At 51.1% G+C, this 15,302-nt stretch carries 16 protein-coding genes; all 16 read right to left on the bottom strand.

Annotation, left to right across the window (positions count from 1 at the left end; translation table 11 throughout):
* Nucleotides 1-83: 83 nt before the first annotated feature.
* The 16 genes from dprA to rnc all read right to left on the bottom strand — a co-directional run bounded on the left by dprA (nt 84) and on the right by rnc (nt 15,302).
* Complete coding sequence (dprA, locus tag ACTL32_RS11920; RefSeq protein ID WP_441341699.1) at nt 84-977, bottom strand: DNA-processing protein DprA; 894 nt, start codon at nt 975-977, stop codon at nt 84-86.
* 65 nt (nt 978-1,042) lie between these two features.
* Nucleotides 1,043-1,945 carry a succinate--CoA ligase subunit alpha gene (gene sucD, locus ACTL32_RS11915; RefSeq protein WP_204892506.1) on the bottom strand — a complete coding sequence of 301 codons (903 nt, stop codon included), beginning with the start codon at nt 1,943-1,945 and terminating at the stop codon, nt 1,043-1,045.
* A 17-nt stretch (nt 1,946-1,962) separates the two neighbouring features.
* Nucleotides 1,963-3,123, bottom strand: coding sequence for an ADP-forming succinate--CoA ligase subunit beta (sucC, locus tag ACTL32_RS11910; RefSeq protein WP_204892507.1), 1,161 nt, complete (start codon nt 3,121-3,123; stop codon nt 1,963-1,965).
* Between the two features lie 128 nt (nt 3,124-3,251).
* Nucleotides 3,252-4,034, bottom strand: coding sequence for a ribonuclease HII (locus ACTL32_RS11905; protein ID WP_441341698.1), 783 nt, complete (start codon nt 4,032-4,034; stop codon nt 3,252-3,254).
* 103 nt (nt 4,035-4,137) lie between these two features.
* On the bottom strand, nt 4,138-5,004 hold the full coding sequence (gene ylqF / locus ACTL32_RS11900) for a ribosome biogenesis GTPase YlqF (RefSeq protein WP_441341697.1): 867 nt from the start codon (nt 5,002-5,004) through the stop codon (nt 4,138-4,140).
* Between the two features lie 11 nt (nt 5,005-5,015).
* The gene (lepB, locus tag ACTL32_RS11895; RefSeq protein ID WP_204892510.1) at nt 5,016-5,573 is read right to left on the bottom strand and encodes a signal peptidase I; all 558 of its coding nucleotides are present in this window, start codon (nt 5,571-5,573) and stop codon (nt 5,016-5,018) included.
* Between the two features lie 226 nt (nt 5,574-5,799).
* A complete protein-coding gene (gene rplS / locus ACTL32_RS11890) occupies nt 5,800-6,144 on the bottom strand; it encodes a 50S ribosomal protein L19 (RefSeq protein WP_204892511.1) in 345 nt (114 codons plus the stop codon).
* Between the two features lie 141 nt (nt 6,145-6,285).
* Complete coding sequence (gene trmD / locus ACTL32_RS11885; RefSeq protein ID WP_441341696.1) at nt 6,286-7,005, bottom strand: tRNA (guanosine(37)-N1)-methyltransferase TrmD; 720 nt, start codon at nt 7,003-7,005, stop codon at nt 6,286-6,288.
* Complete coding sequence (rimM, locus tag ACTL32_RS11880; RefSeq protein WP_204892513.1) at nt 7,002-7,520, bottom strand: ribosome maturation factor RimM; 519 nt, start codon at nt 7,518-7,520, stop codon at nt 7,002-7,004. The genes trmD and rimM overlap by 4 nt, the downstream gene beginning before the upstream one ends.
* Before the next feature lie 71 nt (nt 7,521-7,591).
* A complete protein-coding gene (locus ACTL32_RS11875; protein ID WP_204892514.1) occupies nt 7,592-7,825 on the bottom strand; it encodes a KH domain-containing protein in 234 nt (77 codons plus the stop codon).
* A 13-nt stretch (nt 7,826-7,838) separates the two neighbouring features.
* Nucleotides 7,839-8,111: a 30S ribosomal protein S16 gene (rpsP, locus tag ACTL32_RS11870; RefSeq protein ID WP_204892515.1), complete on the bottom strand. Its 273-nt coding sequence runs from the start codon at nt 8,109-8,111 to the stop codon at nt 7,839-7,841.
* 92 nt (nt 8,112-8,203) lie between these two features.
* Complete coding sequence (ffh, locus tag ACTL32_RS11865; protein ID WP_204892516.1) at nt 8,204-9,559, bottom strand: signal recognition particle protein; 1,356 nt, start codon at nt 9,557-9,559, stop codon at nt 8,204-8,206.
* Nucleotides 9,560-9,571: 12 nt separating this feature from the next.
* Entirely contained in the window at nt 9,572-9,895 is a 324-nt protein-coding gene (locus ACTL32_RS11860) for a putative DNA-binding protein (protein ID WP_204892700.1), read from the bottom strand.
* Between the two features lie 67 nt (nt 9,896-9,962).
* Nucleotides 9,963-10,979, bottom strand: coding sequence for a signal recognition particle-docking protein FtsY (ftsY, locus tag ACTL32_RS11855; protein ID WP_441341695.1), 1,017 nt, complete (start codon nt 10,977-10,979; stop codon nt 9,963-9,965).
* Between the two features lie 15 nt (nt 10,980-10,994).
* Nucleotides 10,995-14,543 (bottom strand): chromosome segregation protein SMC, encoded by a 3,549-nt coding sequence (smc, locus tag ACTL32_RS11850; protein WP_441341694.1) that lies wholly within the window; start codon nt 14,541-14,543, stop codon nt 10,995-10,997.
* A gap of 3 nt (nt 14,544-14,546) precedes the next feature.
* Nucleotides 14,547-15,302: a ribonuclease III gene (gene rnc, locus ACTL32_RS11845; RefSeq protein ID WP_204892519.1), complete on the bottom strand. Its 756-nt coding sequence runs from the start codon at nt 15,300-15,302 to the stop codon at nt 14,547-14,549.

Here is a 15,302-nt window from a genome sequence, read left to right as displayed (position 1 = left end):
TTCTTAAAATTTGCTAAAAGAATTACCTGATGCAAAATGTATAACAGTTTTTACCGGATTGCAAGGCTTTTCGTTTTAAGCCATTATTTTTCAACCGTCAATTGCCTGTATTCCTCTGCAATTTGGCTGCCTTTCCAGACCGGTTTTGCGCCTTCCAGAATCAATTTATGGGGGCCTTCCGACAGCGGGGACCGGATGTCGCCCGGCACTGCAAAAACATCTTTTCCATGGTCGAGGGCATGTTCAATCGTGCTCAGCGTACCGCTTTTCGGCCGCGCTTCCGTCACGAGTACGCCTCGGGACAATCCACTGATGATCCGGTTGCGCATGGGGAAATTCCAGCGCTCCGGGCGCATATAAGGCGGATATTCCGTAATGGCTAAAAATTTTTCTTCTATTATATTATGCAGTCCGGTATTTTCTCTCGGGTAGGGATGCAAAAAGCCGCTGCCGCAAACCGCAATGGTTTCGCCGGCGAGTTTGATGGCAGTTTCATGGGCCATCGCATCGGCGCCTTTCGCCAACCCGCTGACGATCAGGAACCCTTCGTCGATAAGTTCCGGCAAAATGGCATTCATGGCTGTACGGGAATATGGAGTGGCTTTGCGCGAGCCGATCACTGCCAGCTTCCGGGGGAAAAGAAGCAACTCGGGACGGCCTTTCGCGTAAAGCACGGCTGGGGGATCGGCCAGCTCCGTCAAAGATTCGGGGTAATAAGGATGCTGATAAGATACGGGGGTTATCTTATGTTTGGCGTAGATGTCCCGAAACGGAATCCGCAGCGCTTCGAGATAAGCCGATTTCAACTTTCCGGCTTGCCCTTGGCTGATCTGAAGAATAAATGCCAGTTCAGCGGAGCTCTTCTTGCCGAGAGCGATCAGTTCGGGATCGTCCGCCATCAATCTCTTTAAACGGTTGAGCGGTTTGGGGTAGACGTAATGAAGTGCGTACAGGCGCTGCAAGAAATCTTCGTTCATCTTATTCCTCCTTGTTTTTTGGGATAAAAAGAAGGCGCATCAGCAAGATGCGCCTTACTCTTATATTAATGTGTTTTGCAGCGGTCGTACAAGCCATTTTCTTTGATGACACGGATTAAAGTTTCACCGATTACTGATGGCGTTTCTGCAACCTGGATGCCAGCTTCGTTCATTGCTTTGATCTTGTCTGCAGCTGTACCTTTACCTCCGGAAATGATCGCACCAGCGTGGCCCATGCGTTTTCCTTCTGGAGCCGTTTGTCCGCCGATAAAGCCGACAACCGGTTTTGTCATGTTTTCTTTGACCCAAGCAGCAGCATCTTCTTCAGCTGTGCCGCCGATTTCGCCGATCATGACAACCGCGTAAGTATCTTCGTCCTCGTTGAATGCTTTCAAAACATCGATGAAGTTTGTTCCGTTGACCGGATCTCCCCCGATACCGACAGCAGTCGACTGGCCGATGCCTTCTTGAGACAATTGGTGAGTCGCTTCATACGTCAAAGTACCTGAGCGTGAAACAACGCCAACGTGCCCTTTTTTGTGGATGTAGCCAGGCATGATGCCGATTTTGCATTCTTCCGGCGTGATGACGCCTGGGCAGTTCGGTCCGACTAGGCGGGTTTTCTTGCCTTCCATATAGCGCTTCACTTTGACCATATCCAATACCGGAATATGTTCAGTGATGCAGATCGCCATATCCAAGTCAGATTCAACCGCTTCAAGAATTGCATCAGCAGCAAAAGGAGCCGGTACATAAATTACAGAAACGTTTGCTCCTGTAGCTTTAACAGCGTCTTCAACTGTATTGAAAACAGGTACGCCTTCTACTTCCGTGCCACCTTTGCCTGGAGTAACTCCGGCAACGATTTTAGTTCCGTATTCAAGCATTTGCTTTGTGTGGAAAAGGGCAGTTGACCCTGTAATCCCTTGCACAAGCACTTTCGTGTCTTTATTAATATATACGCTCATTTTTGTCCCTGCCCTTCTTAGCCTACAAGTTCTACGATCTTTTTAGCGCCTTCTGCCATTGTGCCGGCAGCGACGATATCAAGACCTGATTCGTTCAGCAGTTTTTTGCCTAGTTCAACGTTTGTTCCTTCTAGACGAACGACTAGAGGTACGCTCAAGCTGACTTCTTTGGCAGCTTGGATTACGCCTTCAGCAATGATGTCACACTTCATGATTCCGCCGAAAATGTTAACGAAAATCCCTTTTACATTCTTATCAGAAAGAATGATCTTGAAGGCTTCCGTTACTTTTTCAGCGGTCGCACCGCCCCCAACGTCAAGGAAGTTAGCGGGTGTTCCGCCGTAGTAGTTGATCGTGTCCATTGTTGCCATAGCAAGCCCGGCGCCGTTAACCATACAGCCGATGTTCCCGTCTAAAGAAATGTAGCTCAAGTCATACTTGGAAGCTTCGATTTCTTTTGGATCTTCTTCGTCGTAGTCGCGCATTTCCATGATGTCCTGGTGACGGCCTAATGCGTTTGCGTCAAAGTTGAATTTCGCATCCAATGCTACAACTTGTCCGTCTCCTGTAACTACTAGAGGGTTGATCTCAACGATTGCAGCATCTTTATCAATGTAAGCCTGGTAAAGGCCAAGCATCAGCTTAGCAGCTTTATTGACAAGTTTCGCCGGGATGTTCATTTTGAATGCCATGCGGCGTGCCTGGAAGCCAGTCAAGCCGACAACCGGGTCGATTTCTTCGTAGAAGAGGCGCTCCGGGTTGTTTGCTGCTACTTCCTCGATGTCCATTCCGCCTTCTTCAGAACCCATAAGAGTTACACGTGAAGTTTCGCGGTCAAGAACTAGACCAAGGTAGTACTCTTTTTCGATGTTGCTTCCTGCTTCGATGTACAGGCGTTTGACTTCTTTGCCTTCAGGACCTGTCTGGTGCGTTACGAGCACTTTTCCAAGAAGCTCTTTCGCGTAAGCGCGCACTTCATCCAAATTCTTGGCAAGTTTGACGCCGCCTGCTTTACCGCGGCCACCTGCGTGGATCTGGGCTTTCACCACAACAACATCAGTACCAAGTTCTTTAGCGGCTTTGACTGCTTCTTCTGGTGAAAAAGCGACATAGCCTTCAGGAACTGCTACTCCATATTGTTTTAGGATCTGTTTCCCCTGATATTCATGGATATTCATCTTTCGTCCTCCAATCAAACATCTGTATCGTAATTTTATTGCCTTTACCATTGTATTAAAGTTGCCATAAAATGTCCACAGTTGTCGGCTATACTCCAAAAAACTTGAAATATTCCAATATCTCCGGCCTAAGGCAGCGAATGTTCCGCTTCCAATATGGACTTCACCGGTTCGAACGTTTTCCGGTGGATCGGGCAAGGGCCGTGCAGCCTCAGCGCTTCGACATGGTCTTTCGTCCCGTAGCCTGAATGCCGGTCAAATCCGTATACCGGATATTCTGCAGCGTATGCATCCATGATGGCATCCCTCCCAGTTTTGGCGAGGATCGAAGCGGCGGCGATGCACAGGCTCTTGGCATCCCCTTTGATGATCGACTCACAGCGCACGCCTCCTTCAAGCATCATGGCATCCGCCAGAATGACTGCAGGCGCCGGCTGGAGCTGGGCAGCCACTTCTGCCATCGATCGCTTCGTCGCCTGGTAGATGTTCAGCTCGTCGATCTTTTCAGGGGGCTGGATATGTACTGCGTAACTTACCGCCAGTTCCTTGATGAGTTCTGCCAACCCTTCCCGCTTCGCTTTCGAAAGCTTTTTCGAATCATCCAGCCCGGCCAACCGGCTGCAGTCTTCCGGCAGGATGACCGCAGCCGTGACGACCGGCCCTGCAAGCGGCCCTCTCCCCGCTTCATCGATGCCGCACACCAAGTCGCCTGCATTCCCTTTAAAGGAACGGTCGAATGCCAATTTCGTTTCGAGATCAAGAAGCAATTTTTGCCGCTGTTCTTTTTTCCTCCGCCAGCTGGCCACGAGCGCTTGTACGCTTTTGCGCGGGTCCGCCTCGACGGCTTCCATCCACGGCTGCCAGTCTTCCGCCGCCTTCAGCATTTCTTTGATTTCTGCGGTCGTCTTCATTTCGGTCACGCTCCTTTCCTCTTCTCCGGATGCGCCCAATCGGATGCAGTAGCCGGCAAACAAAAAAAGGCCGAGCCCAATTGCTTGGGTTCAGCCCTGTATGCTATTCCTCATCAACGATCATTTCATCGCGGTAATCGAATGTCACTCGTCCGAGATACTGATTGCGGATGTCGCGGATGATCGCTTCGGCGGTCATTTCGTAGTCGACTTCCCCGCCCGCCGATACAAAGCTCCGCTTTTTGCCGATATGGTCGAAGGTCTTAACGATCTCTTCATCCACAGCGTCGATGCCATAGCGCTCTTTCAACCGCTCCGGGTACCGCTGCTCCAGGAATTTCAGCGCATAAATCGCCAGTTCCTGCATCTGGATGACCGAATCTTTTATGGCGCCGGTAACAGCCAATTTGAAACCGATTTCCGGGTCTTCGAATTTCGGCCAAAGAATGCCGGGTGTATCCAAAAGTTCGATTTCCTTGCCGACTTTGATCCATTGCTGGGCTTTTGTAACGCCCGGCATATTGCCGGTCTTGGCCAGGCTTTTCTTCGACAGGCGGTTGATCAGCGTCGATTTCCCGACATTCGGGATGCCGACGATCATCGCCCGGATAGCACGCGGTTTGATGCCTTTTGCAATCATGCGGTTCCATTTTTCTTCGAGGATTTCCTTGGACGCTTTCGTGACCGCCTGCAGCCCTTTTCCTTCGAGGGAATTGATGGCGACGGCACGTGTGCCCTGCTCTTCAAAATAGCGGATCCATTTTTTTGTTTCAGTTTCATCTGCCATGTCCATCTTGTTCAAGATGATCAAGCGCGGCTTCTGATTGATGACTTGATCAATCATGGGATTGCGCGAAGATAAAGGCAGCCGGGCATCGACCAGCTCAAAAATGATATCCACCAATTTGAGCTTTTCCGTCACTTCTCTTCTTGCTTTGGCCATATGCCCTGGAAACCATTGAATCGTCATAAAAACACTCCTTAGTTAACGACGCCGGCTTCTTCCATCGGCCAGAATATGAAACTCGTACTGCCGATGACTTCCTCTATCGGCACGATTCCGATATGCCGGCTGTCCTTGCTCTGTCTGCGGTTATCACCCATCACGAATACATATCCTTCCGGGATCGTGCTCTGGTTCGTAATGTCCTCCAACGTAAAATCTTCTGTCAGCGTTCCGGTAATGCCCTGTTTATAAGTATCGAGATACGGTTCTTCCACCGCTTCCCCGTTGATATAAAGCTGGTCATTTTCATAAGCGACATGGTCGCCAGGCAACCCGATCACACGTTTAATATAATCTTTTTCTTCAGGTGCATGGAAAACGATGATATCGAACCGGTCCGGCTCTCCGACTGAATAGCCGATTTTATTGACGATCATCCGGTCTCCGTGTTCCAATGTCGGCATCATAGATTCTCCGTCGACAACTATTGGCGTGAAAAAGAATACCCGGATTATTGCAGCAAGCCCAAAAGCGATCAACAGCGCTTTAGACCATTCCCAGACTTCATTCTTTTTCTTTGCTTCACGTTCCATGCGCGTTCCTCCCTAAACTTTCTGGTTTAATTGTACAAGGATTATACACTTTTAGCAAAGAAAAGCGACAGCGGCCGCGCTTGGCCCGGCAAGGCCCGGAAGGCTTGGCCGAACGGCGTTCATAGCCTTTCGCCCCGGGACCGCGCCGGCCTCGGGAGGCCGTCCGCCGGTATTGTCGGCACAAAAAAGAAAGAGGGCGCATTCGCCCTCTTCCACTAGTGCAATCTTATCGAATTTCTTTGATGCGAGCTGCTTTACCGCGTAGGTTGCGCAAGTAGTACAATTTCGCACGACGTACTTTACCACGGCGAGTAACTTCAAGCTGTGCAATTTTCGGCGTGTGTACAGGGAATGTACGCTCAACGCCAACACCATAAGAGATTTTGCGGACAGTGAATGATTCACTGATCCCGCCCCCACGGCGGCCGATTACGACTCCTTCGTATACCTGGATCCGTTCGCGAGTTCCCTCGACAACCTTCACGTGTACACGAACAGTGTCTCCCGGACGGAAATCTGGAAGATCCGTACGAAGTTGTTCTTTAGTAATGTCTGCAATAATGTTTTGCATGTTTTTTCTCTCCTTCTACAGATGCTCTTGCACACAATTGCTGCTGCAGCGGAACACCGTGATCCTGTACTTCACATAAAAGTACAGACTCCATAGTATCACTAAACCGCAGGTTGTGCAAGGGACATTCCGTATATCATTTTATTTTTTTAAACCGTCTAAAATCTTTTGCTGCGATGGCGTCAGTTCGATTTCCTCCAGCAGATCCGGTCGGCGTTCGAGCGTGCGCTTCAGCGCTTGCTCTTCGCGCCAATGGTCCACTTTCCCATGGTTTCCGGAAGTCAGCACTTCCGGCACCGTCCATCCGCGGAAATTGGCCGGACGGGTATACTGAGGATGCTCCAGAAGCCCCGTAGAGAAGGAATCGCGCACAGGGGAATCAGCATTCCCCAGAACACCTGGAAGCAGCCTGACGACGCTGTCGATGACCGTCATGGCCGCCAGTTCTCCTCCGGTCAGCACAAAATCCCCGATGGAGATTTCATCGGTCACCAAATGCTCCCGGATCCGCTCATCATAGCCTTCGTAATGGCCGCAGATAAAGATGAGCTCTTCTTCTTTTGCAAGCTCCTCCGCTTTCTTCTGCGTAAAGCGTTCGCCTTGCGGGCACATCAGGATTACGCGCGGGTTTTTGACTTCGGCCAATGATTCGACTGCATTGAAGATCGGCTCCGGCTTCAGGACCATTCCCGCTCCGCCCCCGAACGGATAATCGTCGACTTGCCGTTTGTTGTCGGCGAATTCGCGGATATCCACTACGTTGAGTTTTACGGCCCCTTTGTCTTGGGCTTTTTTCATAATCGATTGGCTGAAAACGCCCTCGAACATCGGCGGGAATAACGACAGAACATTTATATTCATTCGTTCAACAAGCCTTCCATCACTTCGATGGTGATTTTCTTTTCATCGACATCGATTTCTTTGACGACGTCTTCAATATAAGGGATGTAATGCTTTTTCCCGGTTTTCGGGGTCACTTCCCAGACATCGTTCGCGCCGGTCTCCAAAATGTCGCTGACCTTCCCGATTTCACGCCCCTCTTCCGAGTAGACGGTACAGCCAATGATTTCATGGTGATAAAAGGCATGATCCTCAAGTTCCGTCAGATCGTGTTCAGCAATGCGCAAATACGAGTCTTTGAACTCGACGACATCGTTGATGTTCGGATAGCCTTCGAAGGTCACCAGCTCGAAATTCTTATGCTGGCGGTGGCTTGCGATGGTCACCATGATCGGTTTTTTCGCATCCGGCTTGAACAGCCCAAGCTTTGTGCCGACCGCAAAACGTTCATCCGGAAAGTCTGTACGGGACAATACCCGGACTTCTCCGCGGATTCCGTGAGTGTTCACGATTTTTCCTACATTAAACCATTCCATGCGCTAAACTCCTTTGCAAATTCAATCCAGACTGACAAAAAAGGAAGGAACCTAGGCTCCTCCCTTTTTTGCTAATCCACAATATCGACGTAAGTTTTTTTCTTATGATAATTGCCTGCTGCTGAGTACACGATGGAGCGGATCGCTTTCGCCACCCGTCCTTGCTTACCAATCACTTTCCCTGTATCGTCTTGATTCACAGAAAGCTTGTAGACAATACGGCTTGCATTTTCGTCGGTTTCGACGCGTACATCATCCGGATGATCAACCAATGGTTTCACAATGTCTTCAATCAGCTGCTTCATAAGAAAGTCTCCCTTACTTGCTTAATTTTTCGTTATGGAATTTTTCCATAATGCCGTTTTTAGAAAACAAGTTGCGGACAGTGTCAGATGGTTTTGCGCCATCGTGAAGCCATTTCAACGCCAATTCTTCGTTGATTTTAACTTCAGCTGGAACTGTCAGCGGGTTGTAAGTACCTACTGTCTGGATTTGACGGCCGTCACGTGGAGCACGTGAATCAGCAACTACGATACGGTAAAAAGGAGACTTTTTAGCTCCCATACGTTTCAAGCGAATTTTTACTGCCATTTCTTAAAGCACCTCCGAATAGTTTCACACAAGATATTATATTAGCAAGCTTTAAATAGTTTGTAAAGTATTTTTTCTTAACACCTAAAATTTTATTTGAAAAGCGAGTCCAAACCAGGCATCGACATTTTCTTCTTGCCTTTTTGGGTCATGCCGGACATCTGTTTCATCATCTTTTTCATGTCCTCGAACTGCTTGAGCAGGCGGTTGACGTCCTGGATCGTCGTGCCGGATCCTTTGGCGATCCGCTTGCGGCGGTTGGAGTTGATGATCTCCGGCGTCGTTTTCTCCTGGGTCGTCATCGAGCGGATGATCGCTTCTACACGCCCCATCTGGCTCTCGTCGACCTTGGCATTTTCCAGGCCTTTGATCTTATTGGCGCCCGGGAGCATCTTCAGGATTTCATCGAGCGGCCCCATCTGCTTGACCTGGTTCATCTGGTCAAGGAAATCGTCGAATGTGAAAGAAGAAGTCCGGAACTTCTCTTCCAATTCCCGTGCTTTTTCTTCATCCACGTTCGATTGCGCTTTTTCAATCAGCGACAGCATATCGCCCATGCCGAGGATGCGGGACGCCATGCGCTCCGGATAGAACGGTTCAAGCGCGTCCAGCTTCTCGCCCATCCCGACAAATTTGATCGGTTTCTGGGTGACGGAACGGATCGACAGCGCCGCACCGCCGCGCGTATCGCCGTCGAGCTTCGTCAGCACGACGCCGGTGATGCCAATCGCCGCATCGAAGTTCTGTGCGACGTTGACCGCATCTTGTCCGGTCATGGCATCGACAACCAGGAAAATTTCATCCGGCTCTTTAAGCGCACGGATGTCCTTCAGCTCCTGCATCAGCGCTTCGTCGACATGCAGGCGGCCTGCTGTATCGATGATGACGGTGTCCAAATGCTGTTCTTTGGCATATTCAATCGCTTGGCGGGCTATTTCCACCGGCGAGACGTCCGTGCCTTTCGAGAAGACAGGGAGCGACAATTGCTTGCCGATCGTCTCAAGCTGCTGAATAGCTGCCGGGCGGTAAACGTCCGCCGCCACCAAGAGCGGCTTGCGGTTGTTCTTCTTGCGCAGCTGGCTCGCGAGTTTCCCCGTAGTGGTCGTTTTACCGGCCCCTTGCAGTCCGACCATCATGATGACGGTCGGCTGTTTGGTCGAGAACACAATTTTGCTTTGCTCGCCGCCCATCAACTGGGTCAATTCGTCTTTTACGATTTTCACGACCTGCTGGCCCGGCGTCAAACTTTCCATAACATCGATGCCGATGGCGCGTTCGCTGACTTTCTTCACGAATTCTTTTACCACTTTTAAATTGACGTCCGCTTCGATCAAGGCAAAACGGACTTCGCGCATCATTTCTTTGACGTCTGCCTCTGACACTTTCCCTTTGCCTTTGATCTTTTGGACAGTGCCTTGCAGGCGGTCAGCTAATCCTTCAAATGCCATTGCTTTCGCCTCCTAATCCCATTCTTTCAGCTGGGTGAGGAATTCCCCTACCCGTTCGTCTGTAAATGGATGTTTTTCGAACTCTTTTACGAGCTGTTGGCGTTTCTGGAACTTCTCGAACAATTGCAGCTTGTGCTCATATTCTTCGAGCATCGCCTCGGTCCGGCGGATGTTGTCGTACACCGCTTGCCGCGTAATATCATAGGCTTCCGCGATTTCCCCGAGGGAATGGTCGTCCAGATAATAAAGCTCCATATAACTGCGCTGTTTAGGTGTCAGCAATTCCTGATAGAAATCAAACAGGTAGTTCATGCGTGTCGTTTTTTCCAGCCCCATCATTGCAGTTCACCTCGTTTGCTCTTCTATCTACGATACTGAAAACCGTTTGAAGCGTCAAGTAATTTTACTTGTCTCCCTCAGCCGATTCCATCGCTTCTTCCCGGTCCAGCCCTTCTGCAAACAGGCCGTACACGTATTTCTGCGGATCGAACGGCTGCAGGTCGTCCATTTGCTCGCCGAGCCCGACAAATTTCACCGGAATCTTCAATTTGCTGCGGATGGCCAGCACGATGCCGCCTTTTGCGGTGCCGTCCAGCTTCGTCAAGACAATGCCTGTCACATCCGTCACTTCTTTGAACATTTCCGCTTGGATGAGCGCGTTCTGGCCAGTTGTGGCGTCCAGTGCGAGCAGCACTTCATGCGGCGCACCCGGAATCTCGCGTGCAATGACGCGATGGACTTTTTCCAGTTCTTTCATCAGATTCACTTTGTTTTGAAGCCGCCCTGCCGTATCGCAGATCAAGACATCGACACCGCGCGATTTGGCCGCGCGGACCGCATCGTACATAACTGCTGCCGGGTCGGACCCTTCGCTTTGCTTGATGACATCCACGCCGACGCGTTTGCCCCAGACGTCCAATTGTTCGATCGCCCCTGCCCGGAACGTATCGCCTGCCGCCAGCAGCACCGTCTTCCCTTCGCCTTTCAGACGGTGGGCAAGTTTCGCGATGCTGGTCGTCTTGCCGACGCCGTTGACGCCGACAAAAAGAATGACGGTCAACTCGTTGTCCAAGTTCAGCCCGGTCGTTTCTTCTTCGCCGGCTTCGTAGATTTCCACCAGTTTCTCAGAGATGACCGATTGCACCGATGAGGTGTCTTTTACATTTTTGCGCTGCACTTCATAGCGCAGTTCATCCATCAATTCCATCACGGTTTCGAATCCGACATCTGCCTGAAGAAGGATTTCTTCAAGTTCTTCGAAGAAATCTTCATCGACTTTGCGGTATTTAGCGACCAGGTCGTTGATTTTTGATGTAAAGCCGGTGCGGGTCTTTTCGAGCCCTTCTTTGTACTTCTCTGTCGACTCTTCAGCTTCGGCATTGCCGGCAAATTTATCTTTCAGCTTTTTAAAGAAACTCATTACTTCACTCCTCGGTTAAGTTTGTTCCTGCAGTTTAACAGATACCAGCTTCGAGATGCCTGATTCCTGCATCGTAATGCCATACAGCACATCCGCGCCTTCCATTGTGCCTTTGCGGTGCGTGATGACGATGAATTGCGTGTCCGCGCTGAATTTCTTCAAATACTGGCTGTATCTGACGACATTCGATTCATCAAGCGCCGCCTCCACTTCATCCAGTACGCAAAACGGCACCGGGCGGATATTGAGGATGGCGAACAGCAGCGCGATGGCCGTAAGCGCACGTTCCCCGCCGGACAGCAGGCTAAGGGTCTGCAGTTTCTTGCCCGGTGGCTGTGCAATGATCTCGACGCCGGTCAGCAGCATATCATCGGGATTCGTCAATACGAGATCTGCTGAGCCGCCTCCGAACAACTCCTTGAACACCCGCTGAAAATGGCCGCGGATGGCGTGGAACGTCTCGTCGAACCGGCTTGTCATTTCTTCATCCATTTCACGGATGACGGTGCGCAAAGTTTCCTTGGCTTCGTTCAGGTCGTTGCGCTGTTCGGTCAGGAAGCTGTGGCGTTCGGAGACATGCTCGAATTCTTCGATGGCCCCGATATTGACCGGCCCCAATTCCTCGATCGACTGCTTCAGCAGCTTCACTTTGCGCCTAACAGCACTTTCCTCATCGTGCAAGCTGAAGCGCTGGGCTTCGTCGAGCGACAATTGGTAGTTGTTCTCAAGCTGCGCGAGGTATCCCTGGATCTGGACATCGATGCGGGTCGCTTTGACTTCGCAGATGCGGATGGCTTCGACGTACCCTTTGTAGATCCGCTGGGTCTCTTTCAGCTGCTCTTCGAGCGCATTGAGCTCTTCCTGCTTCGCGGTCCGTTCGGACTTCAGCGTTTCGATTGTCCCTTGTTCCGCTTTTTTCTGGCCGCTCCATTTTTCGATCTCTGCCAGGATTTCTTCATCGGAGTACACTTTTGCCGCTTCTTCCGATTGGATCCAATTCAGTTCTTTCTGTATCGCTTCCAGTTTCTGGTCACTCTTCAGCTTGCGTTCGAGGAGCTCGGCTTCGCTTTCGGTCAGCTGCGCCACCCGTTCCTTCATGACGGCATACATCGATTTCTGGTCCGCCAATTTGCTCATGACGCTGTCACGCGCCGTGTCGCTTTGCTGCTTGAGCTGCGTCAATTCATCAATTTGCTGTGAGATGGACGAGAGTTCCCCGCTGATCTGGGCCAGGCGCACCGTTGCGGAATCCCGCTTTTCGGCTACTGCCGTCAAATCGATCGTCCGGCTGCTCTGTTCCGCCTGGAAAAGGCGATAGCGCTCCTTGGTCGTTTTGAAGACCGCTTCCACTTCCCGCAAAATCATGGCGCGTTCCGATTCAAGGTCGCGGTACTTTTCACCTTCTGACCGCAAATTGTTGAGCTGCTGTTCCAATGCATTGACTTCCGATTGTTCTTTCCGGATCGTCTTTTCCGCCCCTTGCACAGTGCTGTCGAGCTCTTTCAGCTGGGCTACCAATCCTTCCAGTTCCGCTTTGCGCGTGAAGAACGACGCCTGTGTTTTATTGGCGCCTCCGGTCATCGAACCGCCGGCATTCACCACGTCGCCTTCAAGCGTCACGACCCGGTAGCGGTTCATGGTCATTTTGGCGATGGCGGATGCCCCTTTCAGATCGGTGGCGATGATGACATTGCCCAATAAATTCTCGACAATCATGCTGTACGCGTCATCAAAGCCGACCAGTTCATAGGCCATTTTGACAAATGACTGATGCTGTTGGATCGACGCGATGCTGCCAGGTGCCAGCTTCCGCGATTTCATGACGGTCATAGGCAGGAACGTCGAACGGCCTGCGCGTTTTTTCCGCAGGAATTCAATCGCTTCCCGGGCATGCTGTTCCCCTTCGGTGACGATGTGCTGGCTTGCAGCCCCTAATGCGGTCTCGATCGCTTTTGCGTAATCCTGGTCCACTTGGACGATTTCCGCAACCGCTCCGACAATGCCGCCAAGCTGGCCTTTGTCACGGGCAACAAGCACTTCCCGGACGCCTTGGAAAAATCCGGAGAAGTCCGCTTCCAGCTCCTGGAGCGTATCGATGCGCGAACCTAATTGCTTCTGGGACTGATACGCCTGGAAAAGCATTGTCTGCTTTTTATCGAATGCCTGTTTTGCCGACAGAAAAGCCGCTTCGGCTGTTTTGTACTGCGCACGCTTTTCTTCGAGCAAATGCTGGATTTCCTTATGTTTCGCTTCCGCTGCCTGCTTCTCTTTTTCAAGCTTCTCCAGTTCAGAAGAGAAATCCGCTTCTTGGAGCGCTATGCGGCTGCTTGAATCCGATAATTGCTTTTCCTGCAGCTCAATATTTTTTAATTCATTTTTCACGGTTGCCTGTTCGTTCATCAAATCGAAATAGGCGGATTTATGCTCTTCAATGTCCTGATCGATGTCCGCAGGCGTTCGGTTCAATTGGTCTTCCAACGCTTTGAGCGTCCGGCGTATGGCCTGCTGCTCCGCTTTACGCGCTTCGAGGAGAGCCAGGTGCTCGCTGTGTTTTTTCGCAAGCGCGGCATTCTCCAGCTTTTCCGCTTCAAGATTCCCGGACAGCTGCTGCGCCTGCCGGTGGGCATTGTTTTTCTTCTCGGACATCAGCAGCTTGCGGCCTTCCCATTTCTCGCTTTCCCCGCTGGCAACGACCAGCGCATTCTGCGAATGGTCAATGCGGCTGTCGAGGGCTTTCAAAGCCGCACGTATACCTGAAACCGCAGCTTCTTTTTCTTCAATCTCGACTGCGAGCTGCCGCTCTTTATCGGCATGCGCTTTCGCTTCTCCGTCCAGTCCTGCCAATTCATGCTGAAGCTGCGAAATGTCGTGCGCCAAAAGCGCGATATCCGCATCTTTCAGCTGCTCGTTCATGTCCAGGAAATCACTGGCTGCCGATGCCTGGATCTGCAGCGGTTCCATGCGGCCGTCAAGTTCGTGGAGGATATCGAGAACCCGGTTCAAGTTCTCATCGGTTTCGTTCAACTTCGATTCCGCTTTCCGCTTCCGCTGCTTGTATTTCAGCACACCCGCGGCTTCTTCGAAAATCGAGCGGCGCTCTTCGGCTTTGCTGTTGAGGATTTCATCGACTCGCCCTTGGGAAATGATCGAGAAGGCCTCTTTGCCAAGGCCGGAGTCCATGAACAGATCGGTGATGTCCTTCAGCCGGCAATTTTGCTTGTTCAGCAAATACGCGCTTTCGCCACTGCGAAAAACCCTCCGCGTTACGCTGATTTCGCTGTAATCGAGAGGGACTTGGCCGTCCGTATTATCCAGGATCAAAGTGACTTCTGCAAAATTCAACGGCTTTCTGGAATCGCTGCCAGCAAAAATGACGTCTTCCATCTTTGCCCCGCGCAGCGATTTTGCCGATTGTTCGCCGAGAACCCAGCGGATGGCATCGGTTACGTTGCTCTTGCCGCTGCCGTTCGGCCCGACCACTGCGGTCACGCCCGGAACGAAATCGATGCCGATCCGGTCGGCGAACGATTTGAATCCCATGACTTCTAAACGTTTTAAATACATCACTTAATCCTCCATTGCTTCCTGCAATTTGCGGATTGCCAACTGAGCGGCCTGCTGTTCCGCTTCTTTTTTCGAGCGGCCGTTCCCGACGCCGAGCTCCTGCTCAGCGAGCGACACCCGTGTGACAAATACCCGGCTATGTGCAGGCCCTTTTTCTTCGATGATCTCGTAGGTCAAAGCGCCGCTGTTTTTCTGTTGGACCAGTTCCTGCAGCTGGCTCTTATAATCCATCACATTCGAAAAAGCCCCGACTTCGACTTTCGGGAACAAAACGGTTTCCAGAAATGCGACCACGGCTTCAAGCCCTTGATCGAGGTATAATGCGCCGATCAGCGACTCGAACACGTCAGCTAAAAGTGCGGGCCTTGTCCGGCCGCCTGTCTGTTCCTCACCTTTTCCAAGCAGGATGTAGTTCCCGAGATTGAGCTCATTGGCAAACGTCACCAATGACGGTTCGCAGACGATGGCTGCGCGCAGTTTTGTCAGTTTCCCTTCGCTCATCTCCGGATATTTTGCATACAAAAAGTGAGAGACAGACAGTTCCAGAACAGCATCTCCTAAAAATTCAAGTCGTTCATTGTCCAGGTAATGGCGTCTGCGGTGTTCGTTCACATAGGACGAATGGGTAAACGCCTGGTATAGCAATGCCGGCTGCTCGAATTGGATGTTCAAGGTTCTTTGGAGCTCGTCGAAAGCCGCACGGGCGCTTTCTTTGATCGCTCCGGGTTTTTGTGTATGGGGTTTTCTTTTCATTGCCAT

Origin of the sequence: Planococcus sp. FY231025 (assembly GCF_052078085.1) — a bacterium.
Classification (GTDB): Bacteria; Bacillota; Bacilli; order Bacillales_A; family Planococcaceae; genus Planococcus.
The sequence above is the reverse complement of the archived record's forward strand: the minus strand, read 5'-3'. Positions and strand labels throughout refer to the sequence as shown.

Bases quoted from the DNA above. Each gene is read 5' to 3' on its own strand.
- dprA (WP_441341699.1), bottom strand. From the start codon at position 977: ATGAACGAAGATTTCTTGCAGCGCCTGTACGCACTTCATTACGTCTAC.
- sucD (WP_204892506.1), bottom strand. From the start codon at position 1,945: ATGAGCGTATATATTAATAAAGACACGAAAGTGCTTGTGCAAGGGATT.
- sucC (WP_204892507.1), bottom strand. From the start codon at position 3,123: ATGAATATCCATGAATATCAGGGGAAACAGATCCTAAAACAATATGGA.
- ACTL32_RS11905 (WP_441341698.1), bottom strand. From the start codon at position 4,034: ATGAAGACGACCGCAGAAATCAAAGAAATGCTGAAGGCGGCGGAAGAC.
- ylqF (WP_441341697.1), bottom strand. From the start codon at position 5,004: ATGACGATTCAATGGTTTCCAGGGCATATGGCCAAAGCAAGAAGAGAA.
- lepB (WP_204892510.1), bottom strand. From the start codon at position 5,573: ATGGAACGTGAAGCAAAGAAAAAGAATGAAGTCTGGGAATGGTCTAAA.
- rplS (WP_204892511.1), bottom strand. From the start codon at position 6,144: ATGCAAAACATTATTGCAGACATTACTAAAGAACAACTTCGTACGGAT.
- trmD (WP_441341696.1), bottom strand. From the start codon at position 7,005: ATGAATATAAATGTTCTGTCGTTATTCCCGCCGATGTTCGAGGGCGTT.
- rimM (WP_204892513.1), bottom strand. From the start codon at position 7,520: ATGGAATGGTTTAATGTAGGAAAAATCGTGAACACTCACGGAATCCGC.
- ACTL32_RS11875 (WP_204892514.1), bottom strand. From the start codon at position 7,825: ATGAAGCAGCTGATTGAAGACATTGTGAAACCATTGGTTGATCATCCG.
- rpsP (WP_204892515.1), bottom strand. From the start codon at position 8,111: ATGGCAGTAAAAATTCGCTTGAAACGTATGGGAGCTAAAAAGTCTCCT.
- ffh (WP_204892516.1), bottom strand. From the start codon at position 9,559: ATGGCATTTGAAGGATTAGCTGACCGCCTGCAAGGCACTGTCCAAAAG.
- ACTL32_RS11860 (WP_204892700.1), bottom strand. From the start codon at position 9,895: ATGGGGCTGGAAAAAACGACACGCATGAACTACCTGTTTGATTTCTAT.
- ftsY (WP_441341695.1), bottom strand. From the start codon at position 10,979: ATGAGTTTCTTTAAAAAGCTGAAAGATAAATTTGCCGGCAATGCCGAA.
- smc (WP_441341694.1), bottom strand. From the start codon at position 14,543: ATGTATTTAAAACGTTTAGAAGTCATGGGATTCAAATCGTTCGCCGAC.
- rnc (WP_204892519.1), bottom strand. From the start codon at position 15,302: ATGGCAATGAAAAGAAAACCCCATACACAAAAACCCGGAGCGATCAAA.